Raw genomic sequence first — 18,887 nt, 5'->3', positions numbered from 1 at the left:
TTCAGATTCCGCGTTACTTAATTGCTTGCGTATTGATTCAGGACACCCGTCCCAGGGCGCGCTTCACCGGGCCAAAGCTGCGACGGTGGTGTTCGGTTGCGCCATGTTCAGCCAGCCTTTCCAGATGGAAAGGTGTGGGATACCCCTTATGCTGGGCGAAACCATACTGAGGGTAAGTGAGGTCCAGCGCGGCCATTTCAGCGTCGCGCGTCACTTTGGCAATAATAGAAGCTGCGCTGATTTCTGCGACCCGGCTATCGCCTTTGACGACCGCCATTGAAGGCATGGGTAGTGCCGGACAGCGGTTGCCGTCAATCAGGACATATTCAGGGGCGATTTTCAGCCCCGCTACCGCACGCTGCATCGCCAGCATCGTGGCGTGCAAAATATTCAGCTCGTCTATCTCATGCGGTTCAGCGCGCCCCAGGCTCCAGGCCAGCGCTTTCTCCTGAATCTCACTAAACAGCGCCAGCCGGCGCTTTTCAGACAATTTTTTAGAGTCGTTCAGCCCGACGATCGGCCGAGCCGGATCGAGGATCACCGCAGCGGTCACCACTGCCCCGACTAACGGACCACGACCCACTTCATCCACGCCCGCCACAAGGTGGGTGTGAGGATAAACAAATTCCATCATTTTGCTAGCTCCAGCACCGCATCAGCCGCTTGCTCATCAGCATTACAGCGGATCAGTTGATGCAGTTCGCGGAAGGTGTCGTGCATCTGGTGGCTGGTCTTGCCGTTTGCCAGCAGCGGCAGCAGTGCATCGGCAAGCGCCTGCGGCTGGCACTCATCCTGCAACAGCTCTTTCACCAGCTCGCGACCGGCAAGCAGGTTTGGCAGGGAGACATAATCCGTTTTCACCAGACGTTTTGCCAGCCAGAAGGTGAACGGCTTCATGCGGTAACCGACCACCATCGGGCATTTCGCCAGCATACATTCCAGCGCCGCCGTGCCGGAGGCCAACAGCGCGGCATCGCTCGCATACATCGCTTCTCGCCCTTTCCCGTCCAGAAGACGGACGTGGAGATCCGGGGCGACTTCCGCTTTGATGCGCTCAAACTGCTCGCGGCGTTTGGCATTCACCAGCGGAACAACCACTTCAAGGTCGGGATAGCTCTGGCGAAGAATTTGCGCTGTTTTGAGGAAATCGGCGCTCAGCATCTCCACTTCTGCACCACGGCTGCCTGGCAGCAGTGCCAGACAATGCACATCATGGGGGATGCCCAGCACGTCGCGCGCCGCGTTTTTATCCGGATCCAATGGCATCGCATCCGCCATGGTATGACCGATAAAACGGCACGGAACATTAAATCTGTCGTAAAACGCTTTTTCGAAAGGCAGAAAAGCCAGCACCAGGTTGGTGGACCGTCCAATTTTGAAAACGCGTTTCTGTCGCCACGCCCAGACGGACGGACTGACGTAGTGAATGGTTTTTATGCCCTGCTTTTTCAGATTCCCTTCGAGGGTAATGTTGAAATCAGGTGCATCGATACCGACAAACACATCGGGTTTGAGTTCGGTAAAACGGCGGGTGAGATCGGCACGAATGTGCAGCAAACGGCGGAGCCGTCCCAGCACCTCAACGATGCCCATCACGGCCAGCTCTTCCATTTCATACCAGGCTTCACAGCCTTCGGCCTGCATCAGCGGGCCAGCAACGCCGACAAAGCGAGCGTTGGGTACACGCGCCTTAAGCGCGCGGATGAGACCTGCACCAAGAATATCGCCGGAGGTTTCTCCGGCGACCAGGGCTATCGTAAGCGGACGACTGTCGACCATTAACGAATCAGACCCCTTGTTGAACGGTCAAAGAATTCCATGAACGCGTTCACTTCCGGGTGCTTATTCGCCAGCTCGGCAATTTCCGGCTTCGCCTCTTCCAGCGTTTTACCGCTACGGTACAGCAGTTTGTACGCGTTGCGAATGGCAGTAATCGCTTCGCGGCTAAAACCACGACGCTTGAGGCCTTCGATGTTCACGCCAAACGGCGTGGCATGGTTGCCCTGCGCAATCACATACGGTGGGACGTCCTGCGCCACACCGGAGCAGCCGCCAACCATCACGTGCGCACCAATGATGCAGAACTGATGGACTGCGGTCATGCCGCCAATAATTGCGAAGTCATCAACCGATACGTGTCCTGCCAGCGTTGCGTTGTTGGCAAGAATACAGCGGTCACCCACGGTACAGTCGTGCGCGATATGCGCATTAACCATAAACAGGTTATCGCTGCCCACCTTCGTCAACCCACCACCCTGTACTGTTCCACGATGAATGGTGACGCTTTCGCGAATACGGTTACGATCGCCAATTTCCAGACGGGTCGACTCACCAGCATATTTCAGATCCTGGTTAACTTCGCCGATGGAGGCGAACTGATAGATCTCGTTATTGCAGCCAATGGTCGTATGACCATTCACGACAACGTGAGATTTCAGTACTGTACCCTCACCAATTTCGACATGGGGTCCAACAATACAAAACGGGCCAATGTGGACGTTAGCACCAATGATGGCACCGGTTTCCACAATCGCGGTAGGATGAATAAAGGCGGATTTATCAATCACGTATCAGGACTCCCGGCTACGAGCACACATCATCGTCGCTTCGCAAACAACTTTGCCGTCAACCAGTGCTACGCCTTTGAAGCGAGTCAGGCCACGACGCGTTTTTTCAAAAGTGACTTCCATGATCATCTGATCACCAGGCACGACAGGGCGCTTAAAGCGCGCTTCATCAATACCCGCGAAGTAATACAGCTCACCTGGCTCCAGTTTACCGACGCTTTTAAACGCCAGAATACCGGTAGCCTGAGCCATCGCTTCCAGAATCAACACACCCGGGAAGATAGGCTTACCAGGGAAGTGCCCCTGGAAGAACGGCTCGTTCACGGAAACATTTTTCACTGCGCGCAGAAAACGACCTTCTTCAAAATCCAGCACGCGGTCTACCAGCAGAAACGGGTAGCGGTGCGGCAGAAGTTCTAAAATCTCTTCAATATGCAGAGTATGAGTGTCAGTAGTCAAAATACTCTTCCTGTCAAAATGTACTGATAACAATAATAACACGGCCTGCCGGTTTATTAGAAAGCCGACAGGCCGGGAAAAATAGCGTTAAACGGATGACGCTTAGTCTTGTTGATCGATCTTACGCTCAAGAGACTTGAGGCGCTTGCTCATATCATCAATGTTCATCACCAGAGCTGCTGTTTTACGCCATACCTTGTTGGGCTGTAGCGGAATGCCTGAGGAATAAACGCCAGGTTCAGTGATAGGACGCATTACCATGCCCATTCCCGTCACGGTCACCTTGTCGCAGATTTCCATATGGCCATTAATCACGCTCGCACCGCCAATCATGCAATAACGGCCAATTTTCAGGCTGCCCGCCATGATGACGCCACCCGCAACCGCGGTATTGTCGCCAATCACAACGTTATGCGCAATCTGGCACTGGTTATCGATGATAACACCATTGCCAATGATCGTGTCGTCAAGCGCGCCACGGTCAATGGTGGTACAGGCGCCGATCTCCACGCGATCGCCAATAATAACGCGACCAAGCTGTGGGATCTTCACCCAGTTACCGCGATCGTTAGCGTAACCAAAGCCATCAGAACCAATCACGGTGCTGGACTGGACGAGGCAGTTTTCGCCAATTTCAACGTCATGATAAACGGACACATTGGCCCACAAACGGGTCCCTGCGCCGATTTTCGTATTTTTCCCAACGAAGCAGCCTGGGCCAATGACGACGTTATCGCCCAGCACAACGCCGGATTCGATAACCGCATTCGCCCCAACGGCGACGTTGTTACCCAGCCTGGCCGTCGCATCAATCGCTGCGCTGGCAGCAATGTTTTGGGCCGGTTGCGGCGTGGTATCAAGAATTTGAGCCATGCGTGCATACGTCAGGTAGGGGTTTTTCACTACCAGCGCGCTTACAGTGGCAAATGGAAGATCGTCCTGCGTCAGTACAACAGCTGACGCCTGGCATTGAGCCAGTTGCTCACGGTACTTAGGGCTTACCATGAAGGTAATCGTGCCAGCTTTAGCAGATTGCATGGACGCAACAGCGGTGATGACGATATCGCCATCACCGTGTAATTCTGCATCCAACTGCTGAGCTAAATCAGCCAGTCGAATTGAAGGCATTACTTATTTAACCTGTTTCAGAACATCAGCAGTGATGTCTTTAACATCTTTGCTGTTGAAAGCGACGGCGTTCGCATCAACAACCAGATCGATGCTCTGATCGGCAGCCACTGCTTTAACAGCGGTCTGAATGCGAGTCACCAGCTTGCCGCGTTCTTCGTTAGAACGACGCTGACGATCCTGCTCGAAAGCCTGCGCTTTCTGAGAGAACGCCTGGCGCTGAGCCATTACGTCTTTTTCCAGCTTGCTGCGGTCGCTTGCCTTCATGGTAGAACCATCACGCTGCAGACGCTGCATTTTGGACTGAAGATCGTTTTCCATACCCTGCAGTTCGCTTGCACGGCCTTTGAATTCGTTTTCCAGAGTCGCAGAAACACCTGTTTTCTGTGCAACCTGCTGGAACAAATTACCCATGTTGACGATTGCAATTTTGTCTGCTGCCTGAGCAGAAGTTGCCATCGCTAAACCGAGACCTGCAGCTAATAACCACTTTTTCACAATTAACTCCTTACCATCCCATTGGCACCAGAAGGTACCGTTCTTTGCGTGGCAAGGCGACCGTGTTACCGATCGCCAGTTGTCAGCGCTACACTGCCAACGCATTCCTTTGCAGCGGATTATTACCAGGTTTTACCAATGTTAAACTGGAATTGCTCCGACTTATCTCCATCATATTTCTTAAACGGCTGGGCGTAAGAGAAGACCAACGGCCCCAGCGGTGACATCCATTGTAATGCGATACCGGCAGACATGCGAATATTGCTCGGATCGCTGTAGTCAGGAATATCGCTAGGCATACCTTTCGTGCTCCAGTTTGTATCCCACACAGTACCTGCATCCCAGAAGAAGGACGTACGCACCGAGTTCGCATATTTATCGCTGATAAACGGCGTTGGCGTGATGAACTCCAGGCTGGCAACGGCCATGGCGTTACCGCCCACTGCATCATTGGAGCTACAGACGTTTGGCTGGCCTTTACTATCCGTAGCTGGTTTATCACAGTTATCTTTGTCGTTCCCGCCGTAGTAAACCGCTTTCGGACCAATGTTGTTGGACTGGAAGCCACGAACGGTACTGGAACCACCGGCATAGAAGTTTTCATAGAACGGCAGTTCTTTGCCGCCTAAACCGTCGCCGTAGCCCCAGCGGGTACGACCCAGAACCACCCACTTATGATCGTCATCGATCGGGAAGTAGGACGCGGTATCCAGCGTGACCTTATAGAACTCGTTATCGGAGCCCGGCACGGTCACTTTACCGTTCAGGTTGACGCGAGAACCTTCCGTTGGGAAGTAACCACGGTCAAGACGGTTGTAGGTCCAGCCGTAGTTAAAGGTGAAGTCATCCGCAGCGAAGCCATTGTCATGACCAGTTTTGCTGGTTGACTGACCAATGGAGTCCAGGTAACGCCACATCGCCACCTGCGGTTGCATATTGGACAGGTCGTTATGCACGTAACCTAAGCCCGCACGCAGGGTGTTGTATTCGTTAACCGGGAAGCCAAGCGTACCGTCCACACCGTAACTCTTGTTGGTGTAAGAAGACAGATCCGCATCGTCTGCTTTAAAGTCGTTATAGAAGATACGACCGCCCAGGCTCACACCGTCAACGGTGAAGTATGGGTTCGTTACAGAGAACTCAGAGTAGGTCTGGTAGTCGTTTTTGGTGCCGTTAATCCCGACAGAGTAACCCGTACCCAGCCAGTTATCCTGCTGCACGCCGACCTGGAAGCTGACGCCGCTCTCGGTACCGTAGCCCACACCGAAGTTGAAGCTACCGGTGTTGCGCTCTTTCACTTTATAAACGACATCAACCTGATCCGGGCTGCCCGGTACGCGCTGGGTATCGGTATCCACCGTTTCAAAATAGCCCAGACGGTTCAGACGCTCTTTACCCTGATCAACGAGGTCGCTACCCAACCATGCGCCTTCCATCTGACGCATTTCGCGACGCAGAACGGAATCTTTGGAGGTGTCGTTACCGACGAAGCGGATCTTACGCACGTAGAAACGGTTGCCCGCGTCAACATTCACGTGCAGCTTAACGGTTTTATCCGCGTCATTGATTTCAGGCTGAGTCTGTACGCGCGGATAGGCATAACCATAGCGGCCGAGCAGCTTCTTAATGCTGTCTTCCATTTTGGTTACCTTGGAACCGCTATACAGGTCGCCTGGCTGAATTTTGGTCAGCGATTCGATTTCAGCAGAATGCCCGGCCAGGTTACCACTCACCTCAACACCCGAAAGCTTGTACTGCTCGCCTTCAGTGATGTTGACCGTGATGTAGATCCCTTTCTTGTCCGGCGTCAGGCTTACCTGAGTCGAGTCGATGTTGAAACGCGCATAGCCACGATCGAGATAGTAGCTGCGCAGAGTTTCAAGGTCGCCCGCCAGTTTCTGTTTCTGGTATTTGCGATCGCCTACCACGTTCCACCATGGCACTTCATCGCGCAGCTGGAAGGTGGAGATCAGTTCGTCGGTGCTGAACGCGTGGTTGCCGACAATGTTGATCTGCTGGATCTTCGCAGAAACACCTTCCTGGAAGACCAGCTTCAGGTCAACACGGTTACGCGGCAGCGGAGTGACAACCGCTTTCACGCTGGCACTGTATTTACCGACGCTGTAGTAGAAGTCTTCCAGACCTTTTTCAATGTCTGAAAGGGTTGTGCGGTCCAGGGATTCACCCACACGAACACCGGATGCTTCAAGGTTTTGCTTGAGCATGTCATCTTTCACCGACTTGTTACCGGAGAAAGTGATACTGGCGATCGTTGGACGTTCTTTTACCTGTACCAGCAGCGTATCACCATCGCGCAGGACGCGGACATCCTCGAAGTTGCCGGTGGCAAACAGAGCACGGATGGTGTTACTGATATCATCATCATTAACCGTATCGCCGGGGCGTACAGGCATACTGAGGAGGGCCGCACCAACGGCGACACGCTGGAGGCCTTCGAAATGAATGTCTTTCACTACGAACCCGTCAGCACCGTATACGGTGGCGCTGCTAAACAGCAGCGACGCTATGAGCAACTTTTTCATCGCCATCGTTATTATGCGTTCTTCCTAACACTCTCTTACAACCGAGAGAAATCATTGAAAAGTGCAAGCCCCATTAACAGCACCAGCAAAATCGAGCCAATGCGATAACTAAAGTCTTGAACTCGCTCGGATACCGGTCCGCCTTTTAGCTTTTCAATCGCTAAAAACAGCAGATGACCCCCGTCTAAAACGGGAAGCGGGAACAGGTTGATTATCCCAAGGTTCACGCTAATGAGCGCGAGGAACATGAGATAGTAAATTACCCCGAACTCCGCTGACATCCCAGCCCCCTGGGCAATCGAAATTGGCCCACTGAGGTTGTTCAGTTTCACATCACCGGTTATCAATTTTCCCAACATGTTGACCGTCAGCTTCATCAGTTGCCATGTTTTATCCGTGGCTTCAAGGATGGCGCTGAACGGCCCATACTGGCGTATTGTCTTGTACTCATCTGGCAGCGGGATCACTTTTGGCACAACGCCTGCAAACCCTTCTGCCTTTTTGCCAACCGACTTCGTATCCGGGATCAGCGTCAGCGAAAGTGGACTGCCCTGCCTTTCAACTTCCAGCGCGAGAGACGTTCCCGGATTATCGCGCACCAGAGTAACAAAGGTCATCCACTCTGTTAATGGTTGACCATCGACTTTAACGATCCTGTCGCCCGCTTGCAAACCCGCTTTGCTCGCCGCCGAATTTGCCTGTACTTCGGCTAATACCGGCTCGATCTGCGCACCGCGTGGACGAATACCCAGCGCAGCGACGGGATCTTCTTTGTCTGGCTCGAAACGCCAGTGACGTAAATCGAGCACTTTGTCCTGACGCGCATCGGAACCAAACGGCGATACGCTGATGGTGGTCTGCGGATCGCCAATTTTGGCAACCAGCTGCAGTCGCACGGCATCCCAATCAGGGGTTTCGATGCCATCAATCGCTTTAAGTTCCATCCCGGATGTAATTTGCGCACTCGCCGCGATGGAGTTGGGAGCAATTTCCCCCACCACCGGACGCACGCCCGGGACGCCGATGATAAACACCAGCCAGTAAGCGAAAATCGCAAAAATGAAGTTGGCTACCGGTCCGGCAGCAATGATGGCGGCGCGTTGTCCAACGGTTTTATTGTTGAAAGCGCTGTGTCGCAGCTCAGGTGCGACAGGCTCGACGCGTTCGTCGAGCATTTTGACGTAGCCGCCCAGCGGGATAAGGGCGATGACAAATTCCGTGCCGTGGCGGTCGGTGCGCGTCCAGAGTGATTTGCCAAAACCGATGGAAAACCGCTCTACGCGCACGCCACAGCGGCGAGCAACCCAGAAATGGCCAAATTCATGCACGGTAATCAGTACACCCAGTGCAACAATGAACGCCGCCAGATTCCAGAGAATGCTCAGCATAAAACCTTCCGTTAAATCGTCCCGAATACCAGTAAAAGCAAACATGCAAACACTGGAACAGCCGCTGTCAGGCTATCAATGCGATCCAGTATACCGCCATGCCCTGGAATCAGGTGTCCGCTGTCCTTAATCCCTGCTTCACGCTTAAACATACTTTCGGTTAAATCACCGAGCACGGAGGCAAGCGCAGCAAAAATCGAGCACACCAGCAGTATTGACGGTGCCACTTCAAGATTCGCCCAGACGCCGTAGCCCCAGGAGATGATCGCTGCCGTAAACAGGCCGCCGATGAATCCTTGCCAGGTTTTACCCGGGGAGACCTTCGGTGCCAGCTTATGTTTGCCAAACAGTTTACCAAACATATAGGCCCCGGAGTCAGCCCCCCAGACCAGAATCATTACATAAAGCAGCCAGATCGCGCCGCTGTAGTGGTTTTCGTCGTAGTGCCAGGCGCGCAGCGCAACCATACCCCAGAAAAAAGGAATAATGGTGAGCAAACCAAAAATCAGTCGTAGCACTTTTGAATTACGCCATAATGCCGCGGAACCTGGATAAAAAAGGACCAGCAACAGCGCGGCAACCCACCAGACCAACGATATCCACAAGGAGCCGGCAACCAGGGGCTGATGAATATCATGGTGATATTCAGGCAACGTAAACAGCATTATGGCCAGGATAAAGCCACAAAGTACCGCGAGCCATACCCGCTGAGTGCGCGAGGTAAAGCCGCTGAACTGTCCCCATTCCCACGCGGCGAGCATGCACACCACCAGCGTGACAATAGCGAATCCCACCGGGGGCAGTAAAAACAGCGCCGCAATGACAATGGGTATTAATACAAAAGCGGAAATCAGGCGATACTTCAGCAAAAGCTACCCCCATCAGGCTTTGTCGCCACCAGGCTCGGTGCCGCCGAAACGACGCTCTCGATTGGCAAAGGCATGCAGCGCACCTTCAAAGTCTTGTTCATCAAAATCGGGCCAAAGAACATCCGTAAAGTAAAGTTCGGCATAGGCAATTTGCCATATCAAAAAGTTACTTATGCGATGTTCCCCCCCTGTCCTAATTACCAAATCCACAGGCGCCTGTTCATTCATGCAGATTTGCTTGCTCAGCGCCTCTTCATCAATTTGGTCGGGTCTCAACAGCCCTTCCTGAACCTGTTCGGCCAGATGCCGAACGCCCTGGATAATATCCCAGCGTCCGCCGTAATTCGCCGCAATATTCAGCGTCAGACCGGTATTATTTTCCGTCAGCGCTTCTGCTTTACGAATCCGTTCCTGCAAACGTGAGTTAAAACGACTGGTATCGCCAATGATACGCAGGCGGACGTTGTGGCGGTGCAGGCTTTTTACTTCGCTGTCTAGCGCCCACACAAACAATTCCATCAACGCAGTCACTTCCTGCAGAGGTCGATTCCAGTTTTCACTGCTAAAAGCATAGAGCGTTAACGCATCAATGCCGTTGTTGGCGGCAAAAGAAACGGCGCGACGAACGGATTTCGCCCCCGCTTTATGCCCAAAGGCTCGTATCTTCCCTTGTCTTTTCGCCCAGCGGCCATTGCCATCCATAATGATTGCTACATGACGGCAGCCATGAGCTGGCAAATTTTCGCTTATTGGTTGATTCGCAGACAACATAACGCGTTTTTTGTCCCTGAAAAGGATTTAACGGTACTCAGGAATACTGAAGCCTATACATAAAAAAGCCGTGTCAAACCACGGCTCACCTGACCACATTAAGTCAAATACCTGCGATCAGGTGGCGCAGACTATATCACTGAAGCCCAACGCTAACAAATAGCACGACGACTAGTGGTTGCTTTATCACCAGCTTGCGAGACGTGTCACCTGTTGACGCGCAATATTACGCGCAGTTGCATCCACCGCCAGCACCTCTTCCACGCTTTGTGGTTCGCGCAAATCCATCATCTCCAGTACCGATAAATTTAACGACGCGATATCGGTAAAACGAATTTGCTGATTCAGAAATGCCTCAACGGTAATTTCATTGGCTGCATTAAGTGCCGTCGTCGCCGCCTGCCCCTGGTCAAAGGCAGTCATCGCAAGCTTCAGACAAGGATAGCGGTCATAGTCCGGTTCACTGAACGTCAGGGAACTTAGCTTGCAGAAATCAAGCGGCTTCACGCCGGATTTCACTCGATTTGGCCACGCCATGGAATGGGCAATCGGCGTACGCATGTCCGGCTCGCCCAGTTGTGCCAGCACGCTGCCATCCTGATAACGCACCATCGAGTGAATCACCGATTGCGGGTGAATCAGTACTTCCATCTGTTTCGCTGACGCATTAAACAGCCAGCGCGCTTCAATGTATTCCAGACCTTTGTTCATCATGGTGGCAGAGTCAACGGAGATTTTACGCCCCATCGACCAGTTCGGATGACGGCACGCCTGATCCGGCGTCATGGCGCACAGTTCAGACAGTGGCGTTTCACGGAACGGGCCACCAGACCCGGTAAGCAGAATAGACACCACGCCATTCTGCTCCAGGTCAGCGTACCCCAGGTTCTGTTGAAAAGGTTGCGGTAAACTCTGAAAAATCGCGTTGTGCTCGCTGTCGACCGGCAAAAGACGCGCGCCGCGCTGCTTCACCGCATCCATAAACAGGCGTCCACAGGTGACCAGCGACTCTTTATTGGCCAGCAGAACATCCTTCCCGGCATCAATCGCGGCAAGCGTGGGCAATAACCCTGCCGCCCCGACGATGGCCGCCATCACCTGATCCACCTCATCCAGCGCCGCCATCTCGCAGGCCGCCTGTTGGCCACTCAGCACCTCGGTTCGACTGCCCTGTTCAAGCAGCTGTGCTTTCAGCAGACGCGCGCTCTCTTCGTCATCCATCACCGCATAGCGGGGCGCAAACTCCAGGCACTGCTCGACCATTCGCTGCACATTCTTACCGGCCACCAGCGCTGTCACGGTGTAGAGTTCAGGATTATGGCGAACGACGTCGAGAGTGCTGCAACCGATAGAGCCGGTTGAGCCAAGGAGTGTTAAATGCTTCATGAGATGCCCGAAAAAAGTTAGACCAGATAAAAGCAAAACGCCGCCAGCAAGACCCAAAGTCCCTCTGAACGGCGTTTATCAGTGTACGACAGAAATCAGAACTGCATCAGTTCCGCTTCTTTATCTGCCAGCGCCGCATCAATTTTCTTGATGGCAGCGTCGGTCATTTTCTGAATGTCGTCCTGAGAACGACGATCGTCATCTTCACTGATCTCTTTTTCTTTCAGCAGCGCTTTTACTTTATCGTTCGCATCGCGACGGACGTTACGCACGGATACACGACCCTGCTCAGCTTCGCCACGAACCACTTTGATCAGATCTTTACGACGCTCTTCCGTCAGTGGAGGCAGTGGAACGCGGATGTCAGAACCCGCAGAGCTTGGGTTCAGTCCGAGGTCAGAGGCCATGATCGCTTTCTCAACGGCCGGGCTCATAGAACGATCGAACACGTTGATTTTCAGCGTACGGGTATCTTCTACCGTGACGCTCGCCAGCTGACGCAGAGGGGTTGGCGTACCGTAGTATTCTACGATGATGCCATCCAGCAGGCTTGGGGAAGCACGGCCAGTACGGATTTTGCTGATTTGGGTTTTGAACGCTTCTACGCATTTTTCCATGCGTACTTCAGCATCTTTTCTGATGTCGTTAATCACGTTACGAATCCTTGAAAACTTGTCTCAGGCAGACTATCCGCCAGCACAGCGCTACAGGTGTGCTAAGTATAGTCGCGTTTAATTCATGACAACGCCAAAGGCGCGCCCGGGTAAGATACCACTACAAAATAAAGCGGAATCTTACCTGTATTTATCGTCAACGGAAATTATTCCGTGATCAAAGTGCCTTCTTTTTCGCCCATGACCACGCGACGCAGTGCGCCAGGCTTGTTCATGTTGAAGACACGGATCGGCAGTTTGTGGTCGCGAGCCAGCGTGAAGGCGGCAAGATCCATCACTTTCAGCTCTTTATCCAGCACTTCGCTGTAGCTCAGCTGATCGTACATGGTGGCAGAAGGATCTTTTGCCGGGTCGGCAGTAAACACGCCGTCTACTTTGGTCGCTTTCAGTACCACATCGGCTTCGATCTCGATACCGCGCAGGCAGGCAGCGGAATCGGTTGTAAAGAACGGGTTACCCGTACCGGCGGAGAGGATCACCACGCGGTTATTGCGCAGCAGGCTGATAGCTTCTGCCCAGCTGTAATTATCGCAAACGCCATTCAGGGGAATCGCGGACATCAGGCGGGCATTCACATAGGCGCGATGGAGCGCATCACGCATTGCCAGGCCATTCATCACGGTTGCCAGCATACCCATGTGGTCGCCCACTACGCGGTTCATCCCCGCTTTCGCCAGACCAGCACCACGGAAAAGGTTGCCACCGCCAATGACCACGCCAACCTGGATACCCAGTTCGACCAGTTCTTTGATTTCCTGTGCCATGCGATCAAGGATGCTTGCGTCAATACCGAAGCCTTCCGATCCCTGCAGCGCTTCGCCACTCAGCTTAAGCAGAATGCGTTTGTACACGGGTTTTGCATTGGTAGCCATGTTTCTTTCCTGAGACTGTCAACGATTAAGATGGGGGTTAATTCTGGCGACATGATATGCCGCAAATCAGCACAGCGATACTGGAGCCTGTCTGATTTCCTGTGACGGGTGACAAAAAGAAGCCGCCCTCAGGCGGCTCCTTTTCAATCATTAAGACTGCTTGGACATTGCAGCAACTTCTGCTGCGAAGTCAGTCTCAACTTTCTCGATGCCTTCGCCCACTTCGAAGCGGATGAAGCCAGTTACGTCAGCGTTGTGCTCTTTCAGCAGCTGCGCAACAGACTTGCTTGGATCCATAACGAATGGCTGGCCAGTCAGAGAAACTTCGCCGGTGAATTTCTTCATGCGGCCTTCAACCATTTTCTCTGCGATTTCTTTTGGTTTACCAGACTGCATCGCGATGTCCAGCTGAACCTGGTACTCTTTTTCTACCACTTCAGCAGACACGTCTTCTGGCTTAACGAATTCTGGTTTGCTTGCAGCGATGTGCATAGCCAGCTGTTTAACCAGCTCTTCGTCAGCGCCTTTAGCCGCAACCAGAACACCGATACGTGCACCGTGCTGGTAAGAGCCCAGAACGTCGCCTTCCAGAGAAGCAACGCGACGGATGTTGATGTTCTCACCGATTTTAGCAACCAGCGCAACACGTTCTTCTTCGAACTGTGCTTTCAGAACTTCAACGTCAGTGATTTTGCCAGCAACAGCTGCGTCCAGAACTTTGTTAGCAAATGCCTGGAAACCACCATCTTTAGCAACGAAGTCAGTCTGGCAGTTAACTTCCAGAATGATGCCGTAGGTGCCGTCGATTTTAGTGATGATCACGCCGTCAGCAGCAACGTTGCCTGCTTTTTTAGCTGCTTTGATCGCACCGGATTTACGCATGTTTTCGATTGCCAGCTCGATGTCGCCGTTCGCTTCAGTCAGCGCTTTTTTGCAATCCATCATGCCTGCGCCAGTACGCTCGCGCAGCTCTTTTACCAGGGATGCGGTAATTTCAGCCATTCTTAAATCCTCGGGAGATGTGAACTGCCCGGCCGGGGGCCAAACAGTGTAAATTGAAAAAAGGGGCCGGTAATGGGCCCCTATTCATACACGGTACTAATAAGGGGTAAAACCTTATTATTCAGCTTCTACGAAGCTTTCTTCCGCCTGAGAAGCCAGATCCTGGGAACGGCCTTCACGAACGGTAGCAGCTACAGCGCTCAGGTACAGGCTAACAGCACGGATTGCGTCGTCGTTACCCGGGATAACGAAGTCAACACCGTCCGGATCGGAGTTGGTATCAACGATAGCGAATACCGGGATACCCAGGTTGTTAGCTTCTTTGATTGCGATGTGCTCGTGGTCTGCATCGATTACGAACAGCGCGTCTGGCAGGCCGCCCATATCTTTGATACCGCCCAGGCTGTTTTCCAGCTTGTCCAGTTCACGAGTGCGCATCAGCGCTTCTTTCTTAGTCAGCTTGTCGAAAGTACCGTCCTGAGACTGGGTTTCCAGATCTTTCAGGCGTTTGATGGACTGACGAACAGTTTTCCAGTTGGTCAGCATGCCGCCCAACCAGCGATGGTTCACGAAGAACTGGTCGCAGCTGTTAGCAGCATCTTTCACAGCTTCGCTTGCAGCGCGCTTAGTACCAACGAACAGAATCTTACCTTTACGGGAAGAGATCTTGTTCAGCTCAGCCAGGGCTTCGTTGAACATTGGTACAGTTTTCTCAAGGTTGATGATGTGAACTTTGTTACGCGCGCCGAAGATGAAAGGCTTCATTTTCGGGTTCCAGTAACGGGTCTGGTGACCAAAGTGAACACCAGCCTTGAGCATGTCGCGCATGGAAACAGTTGCCATGTTTAAAACCTCTATATTGAAAGTTGGGGTTATGCCTCCACGTATCCCATATTACCGACCCCAAAGGGCACCCCGGAATATGTGCCGATACGTGTGTGTTGTTACACAAAGTGAGATTTGTCGCTTCCGTCCAGCCTGTGTATCTGAGATGGATCGGAAGTCCGGCGCGCTTTATACCACAAAACACGACCAGAAACCAACAGTTGTTGGCGGAGTGTGCTGTTAATGATTCTCAATTTGGCACGGGGTGTGCCTGACTGATACCATTGACAACACTTAGACTAGTATTGTCGAAAAAATCGACACCGATGGACAGATTACATGGCTATCTCTATTAAGACACCTGAAGAAATTGAAAAGATGCGCGTCGCCGGTCGTCTGGCCGCGGAAGTGCTGGAAATGATCGAGCCGTTCGTGAAGCCGGGCGTCAGCACCGGTGAACTGGACCGTATCTGTAACGACTATATCGTGAACGAGCAGCACGCGGTTTCCGCCTGCCTCGGCTACCACGGTTTCCCGAAATCCGTCTGCATCTCTATTAATGAAGTGGTGTGTCACGGCATTCCGGACGATGAAAAACTGCTGAAAGATGGCGACATCGTCAACATTGACGTGACCGTCATTAAAGACGAGTACCACGGTGACACCTCAAAAATGTTCATCGTTGGCAAGCCGACTATTCTTGGCGAGCGTCTGTGCAAAGTGACGCAAGAGAGCCTCTACCTGGCACTGAAAATGGTTAAACCGGGTATTCGCCTGCGTACCATCGGTGCGGCAATCCAGAAGTTTGTGGAAGCAGAAGGTTTCTCCGTGGTGCGCGAGTACTGCGGTCACGGCATTGGTCGCGTCTTCCATGAAGAACCGCAGGTTCTGCACTATGATGCAGATGACGGCGGCGTGGTGCTGCAAAAAGGCATGACCTTTACCATTGAGCCGATGGTCAACGCGGGTGACTACCGCATCCGTACCATGAAAGACGGCTGGACGGTGAAAACCAAAGACAGAAGCTTGTCTGCGCAGTACGAGCATACTATTGTGGTAACAGACAACGGCTGCGAAATTATGACGTTGCGCAAGGATGACACCATCCCGGCGATACTGACGCACGACGAATGATAAAAAAGCCGGCAAATGCCGGCTTTTTTAATGGCTATAGCTTTTTCTTATGGGTGGCGCACGATGAGTAATCTTTTACCCGAACAGTATGCTAACACAGCACTTCCCACCCTTCCCGACCAGCCCGATAACCCGGGCGTCTGGCCGTCGCACGAGTTGACCTGCGCGCATATTAAAGCCCATATGGATGTTTTCCATCGCTGGCTGGGCAGCGCGTTCGACGCAGGCGTGTCGGCCGAGCAGCTCATTGAAGCGCGCACCGAATTTATCGACCAGCTTCTGCAGCGCCTGTGGATCGATTACGGGTTTGGGCAAATCAGTGATGTTGCTCTGGTTGCCGTCGGGGGCTATGGCCGCGGTGAGCTGCATCCGCTTTCCGATATCGATCTCCTGATCTTAAGCCGCAAAAAGCTGCCGGACGAACAGGCGCAAAAAATTGGCGAACTGCTGACGCTCCTCTGGGACGTGAAGCTGGAGGTCGGCCACAGCGTGCGCACCCTGGAAGAGTGTCTGCTGGAAGGGTTATCCGACCTGACCGTCGCCACCAACCTGATTGAAACCCGTCTGCTGATTGGCGACGTCGCGCTGTTTCTGGAGCTGCAAAAGCACATCTTCAGCGACGGCTTCTGGCCGTCAGAAAAGTTCTTCGCCGCGAAGGTCGAGGAGCAAAACCAGCGTCACCAGCGCTACCACGGCACCAGCTATAATCTTGAGCCCGATATTAAAAGCAGCCCCGGCGGCCTGCGCGACATCCATACCCTGCAGTGGGTCGCTCGCCGCCATTTTGGCGCCACCTCGATGGACGAGATGGTCGGCTTCGGCTTCTTAACCGAGGCAGAGCGTAACGAGCTGAACGAGTGCCTGCACCTGCTGTGGCGCATTCGATTTGCCCTGCATCTGGAAGTCACCCGCTACGATAACCGTCTGCTGTTTGACCGCCAGCTCAGCGTGGCGCAGCGCCTGAATTATCAGGGCGAAGGCAACGAGCCGGTTGAGCACATGATGAAGGATTTCTTCCGCGTCACCCGCCGGGTGACCGAGCTGAACCAGATGCTGCTGCAGCTGTTCGACGAGGCCATTCTGGCCCTGACGGCGGATGAGAAACCGCGCCCGATTGATGACGAATTCCAGCTGCGCGGCACGCTTATCGATCTGCGCGACGAAACGCTGTTCATCCGCGAGCCGGAAGCGATTCTGCGGATGTTCTATACCATGGTGCGCAACAGCACCATCACCGGGATCTACTCCACCACCCTGCGCCATCTGCGCCATGCGCGCCGTCATCTGACGGAGCCGCTGTGCTATATCCCGGAAGCGCGCTCGCTGTTCCTGAGCATGCTCCGCCACCCGGGCGCCGTCAGCCGTGGGCTGCTGCCGATGCACCGCCACAGCGTGCTGTGGGCCTATATGCCGCAGTGGTCGCACATTGTCGGACAGATGCAGTTCGATCTGTTCCACGCCTACACGGTGGATGAACACACGATCCGCGTGATGCTCAAGCTGGAAAGCTTTGCAAAAGAAGAGACGCGCTCCCGCCATCCGCTGTGCGTGGAGCTATGGCCGCGCCTGACCCACCCGGAACTGATCCTGATTGCTGCCCTGTTCCACGATATCGCCAAAGGTCGCGGCGGCGATCATTCGGTACTGGGTGCACAGGACGTACTGAAATTTGCCGAGCTGCACGGCCTGAACTCACGTGAAACGCAGCTGGTGGCCTGGCTGGTACGCCATCATCTTCTGATGTCGGTTACCGCGCAGCGTCGTGACATTCAGGATCCTGAGGTGATCAAGCAGTTCGCGGAAGCGGTTCAGACGGAAAACCGTCTGCGCTATCTGGTCTGCCTGACGGTGGCCGATATCTGCGCCACCAACGAAACGCTGTGGAACAGCTGGAAGCAGAGCCTGCTGCGCGAGCTGTACTTCGCTACCGAAAAACAGCTGCGTCGCGGGATGCAAAACACCCCGGACATGCGCGAGCGCGTGCGTCATCACCAGCTGCAGGCGCTGGCGCTGCTGCGGATGGATAACATTGATGAAGAGGCGCTACACCAGATATGGGCCCGCTGCCGTGCCAACTATTTTGTCCGCCACAGCCCAAACCAGCTTGCGTGGCACGCGCGGCACCTGCTGAAGCACGACCTGTCCCAGCCAATGATTCTGCTGAGCCCTCAGGCCACCCGCGGCGGAACGGAGATTTTCATCTGGAGCCCGGACCGGCCTTATCTGTTTGCTGCGGTCTGCGCCGAGCTGGACAGGCGAAACCTGAGCGTTCACGACGCGCAGATTTTCACCACCCGCGACGGCATGGCAATGGACACCTTTATCGTGCTGGAGCCGGACGGCAGCCCGCTGTCGTCGGACAGGCATGAAGGGATACGTTTTGGTCTGGAACAGGCGATTACCCAGCGCAGCTGGCAGCCCCCGCAGCCGCGTCGCCAGCCGGCGAAATTGCGCCACTTTACCGTCGATACCGAGGTCAACTTCCTGCCGACCCACACCGACCGTAAATCGTTCCTGGAGCTGATCGCGCTCGACCAGCCGGGGCTGCTCGCCCGCGTCGGCCAGGTTTTTGCCGATCTGGGAATTTCGCTCCATGGCGCCCGAATTACAACGATTGGCGAGCGAGTAGAAGATTTATTTATAATCGCGACAGCGGACCGGCGTGCCCTTAATAATGACCTGCAGCTTGAAGTGCAACAACGGTTGACAGCAGCCCTCAATCCAAACGATAAAGGGTGATATGTTTTTTAGTGAAATGGAAAGAGTAAACA

Annotated in this window: 17 protein-coding genes; 2 read left to right on the top strand and 15 right to left on the bottom strand. The window is 53.7% G+C overall.

The window, feature by feature from the left end:
* Positions 1-37 precede the first annotated feature (37 nt).
* The 15 genes from rnhB to rpsB form a co-directional block, all read right to left on the bottom strand.
* Positions 38-634 carry a ribonuclease HII gene (gene rnhB, locus AC0TOY_RS21205; RefSeq protein WP_045907841.1) on the bottom strand — a complete coding sequence of 199 codons (597 nt, stop codon included), beginning with the start codon at positions 632-634 and terminating at the stop codon, positions 38-40.
* A complete protein-coding gene (gene lpxB / locus AC0TOY_RS21200; protein ID WP_024907527.1) occupies positions 631-1,779 on the bottom strand; it encodes a lipid-A-disaccharide synthase in 1,149 nt (382 codons plus the stop codon). The genes rnhB and lpxB overlap by 4 nt, the downstream gene beginning before the upstream one ends.
* Positions 1,779-2,567: an acyl-ACP--UDP-N-acetylglucosamine O-acyltransferase gene (gene lpxA, locus AC0TOY_RS21195; RefSeq protein ID WP_023310462.1), complete on the bottom strand. Its 789-nt coding sequence runs from the start codon at positions 2,565-2,567 to the stop codon at positions 1,779-1,781. Before lpxA ends, lpxB begins: the two co-directional genes overlap by 1 nt.
* A 3-nt stretch (positions 2,568-2,570) precedes the next feature.
* Positions 2,571-3,026 carry a 3-hydroxyacyl-ACP dehydratase FabZ gene (gene fabZ / locus AC0TOY_RS21190; protein ID WP_010426706.1) on the bottom strand — a complete coding sequence of 152 codons (456 nt, stop codon included), beginning with the start codon at positions 3,024-3,026 and terminating at the stop codon, positions 2,571-2,573.
* 102 nt (positions 3,027-3,128) lie between these two features.
* Positions 3,129-4,154, bottom strand: coding sequence for a UDP-3-O-(3-hydroxymyristoyl)glucosamine N-acyltransferase (lpxD, locus tag AC0TOY_RS21185; RefSeq protein ID WP_032644136.1), 1,026 nt, complete (start codon positions 4,152-4,154; stop codon positions 3,129-3,131).
* A 3-nt stretch (positions 4,155-4,157) separates the two neighbouring features.
* Positions 4,158-4,652 (bottom strand): molecular chaperone Skp, encoded by a 495-nt coding sequence (gene skp / locus AC0TOY_RS21180; protein ID WP_008501902.1) that lies wholly within the window; start codon positions 4,650-4,652, stop codon positions 4,158-4,160.
* A 122-nt stretch (positions 4,653-4,774) separates the two neighbouring features.
* Positions 4,775-7,201 carry an outer membrane protein assembly factor BamA gene (gene bamA, locus AC0TOY_RS21175; protein WP_267215219.1) on the bottom strand — a complete coding sequence of 809 codons (2,427 nt, stop codon included), beginning with the start codon at positions 7,199-7,201 and terminating at the stop codon, positions 4,775-4,777.
* Between the two features lie 29 nt (positions 7,202-7,230).
* The gene (gene rseP / locus AC0TOY_RS21170; RefSeq protein ID WP_024907524.1) at positions 7,231-8,583 is read right to left on the bottom strand and encodes a sigma E protease regulator RseP; all 1,353 of its coding nucleotides are present in this window, start codon (positions 8,581-8,583) and stop codon (positions 7,231-7,233) included.
* Positions 8,584-8,594: 11 nt separating this feature from the next.
* Positions 8,595-9,452: a phosphatidate cytidylyltransferase gene (gene cdsA / locus AC0TOY_RS21165; protein ID WP_024907523.1), complete on the bottom strand. Its 858-nt coding sequence runs from the start codon at positions 9,450-9,452 to the stop codon at positions 8,595-8,597.
* Between the two features lie 12 nt (positions 9,453-9,464).
* Positions 9,465-10,223, bottom strand: coding sequence for a (2E,6E)-farnesyl-diphosphate-specific ditrans,polycis-undecaprenyl-diphosphate synthase (gene ispU, locus AC0TOY_RS21160; protein ID WP_024907522.1), 759 nt, complete (start codon positions 10,221-10,223; stop codon positions 9,465-9,467).
* Positions 10,224-10,409: 186 nt separating this feature from the next.
* Entirely contained in the window at positions 10,410-11,609 is a 1,200-nt protein-coding gene (ispC, locus tag AC0TOY_RS21155) for a 1-deoxy-D-xylulose-5-phosphate reductoisomerase (protein WP_473722501.1), read from the bottom strand.
* Positions 11,610-11,704: 95 nt separating this feature from the next.
* Complete coding sequence (frr, locus tag AC0TOY_RS21150; protein ID WP_014882629.1) at positions 11,705-12,262, bottom strand: ribosome recycling factor; 558 nt, start codon at positions 12,260-12,262, stop codon at positions 11,705-11,707.
* 167 nt (positions 12,263-12,429) lie between these two features.
* The gene (gene pyrH / locus AC0TOY_RS21145; protein WP_008501910.1) at positions 12,430-13,155 is read right to left on the bottom strand and encodes a UMP kinase; all 726 of its coding nucleotides are present in this window, start codon (positions 13,153-13,155) and stop codon (positions 12,430-12,432) included.
* Positions 13,156-13,305: 150 nt separating this feature from the next.
* A complete protein-coding gene (tsf, locus tag AC0TOY_RS21140; RefSeq protein ID WP_014830708.1) occupies positions 13,306-14,157 on the bottom strand; it encodes a translation elongation factor Ts in 852 nt (283 codons plus the stop codon).
* A 117-nt stretch (positions 14,158-14,274) separates the two neighbouring features.
* Positions 14,275-15,000 carry a 30S ribosomal protein S2 gene (gene rpsB / locus AC0TOY_RS21135; protein WP_003856207.1) on the bottom strand — a complete coding sequence of 242 codons (726 nt, stop codon included), beginning with the start codon at positions 14,998-15,000 and terminating at the stop codon, positions 14,275-14,277.
* 321 nt (positions 15,001-15,321) lie between these two features.
* Between rpsB and map the strand changes: the two genes are divergently transcribed.
* On the top strand, positions 15,322-16,116 hold the full coding sequence (gene map / locus AC0TOY_RS21130; RefSeq protein ID WP_023310454.1) for a type I methionyl aminopeptidase: 795 nt from the start codon (positions 15,322-15,324) through the stop codon (positions 16,114-16,116).
* A gap of 63 nt (positions 16,117-16,179) precedes the next feature.
* Complete coding sequence (gene glnD, locus AC0TOY_RS21125; RefSeq protein WP_024907520.1) at positions 16,180-18,855, top strand: bifunctional uridylyltransferase/uridylyl-removing protein GlnD; 2,676 nt, start codon at positions 16,180-16,182, stop codon at positions 18,853-18,855.
* The last annotated feature ends 32 nt before the right edge of the window (positions 18,856-18,887 follow it).

It is taken from the genome of Enterobacter sp. PL_is379 (assembly GCF_055817355.1).
The sequence above is the reverse complement of the archived record's forward strand: the minus strand, read 5'-3'. Positions and strand labels throughout refer to the sequence as shown.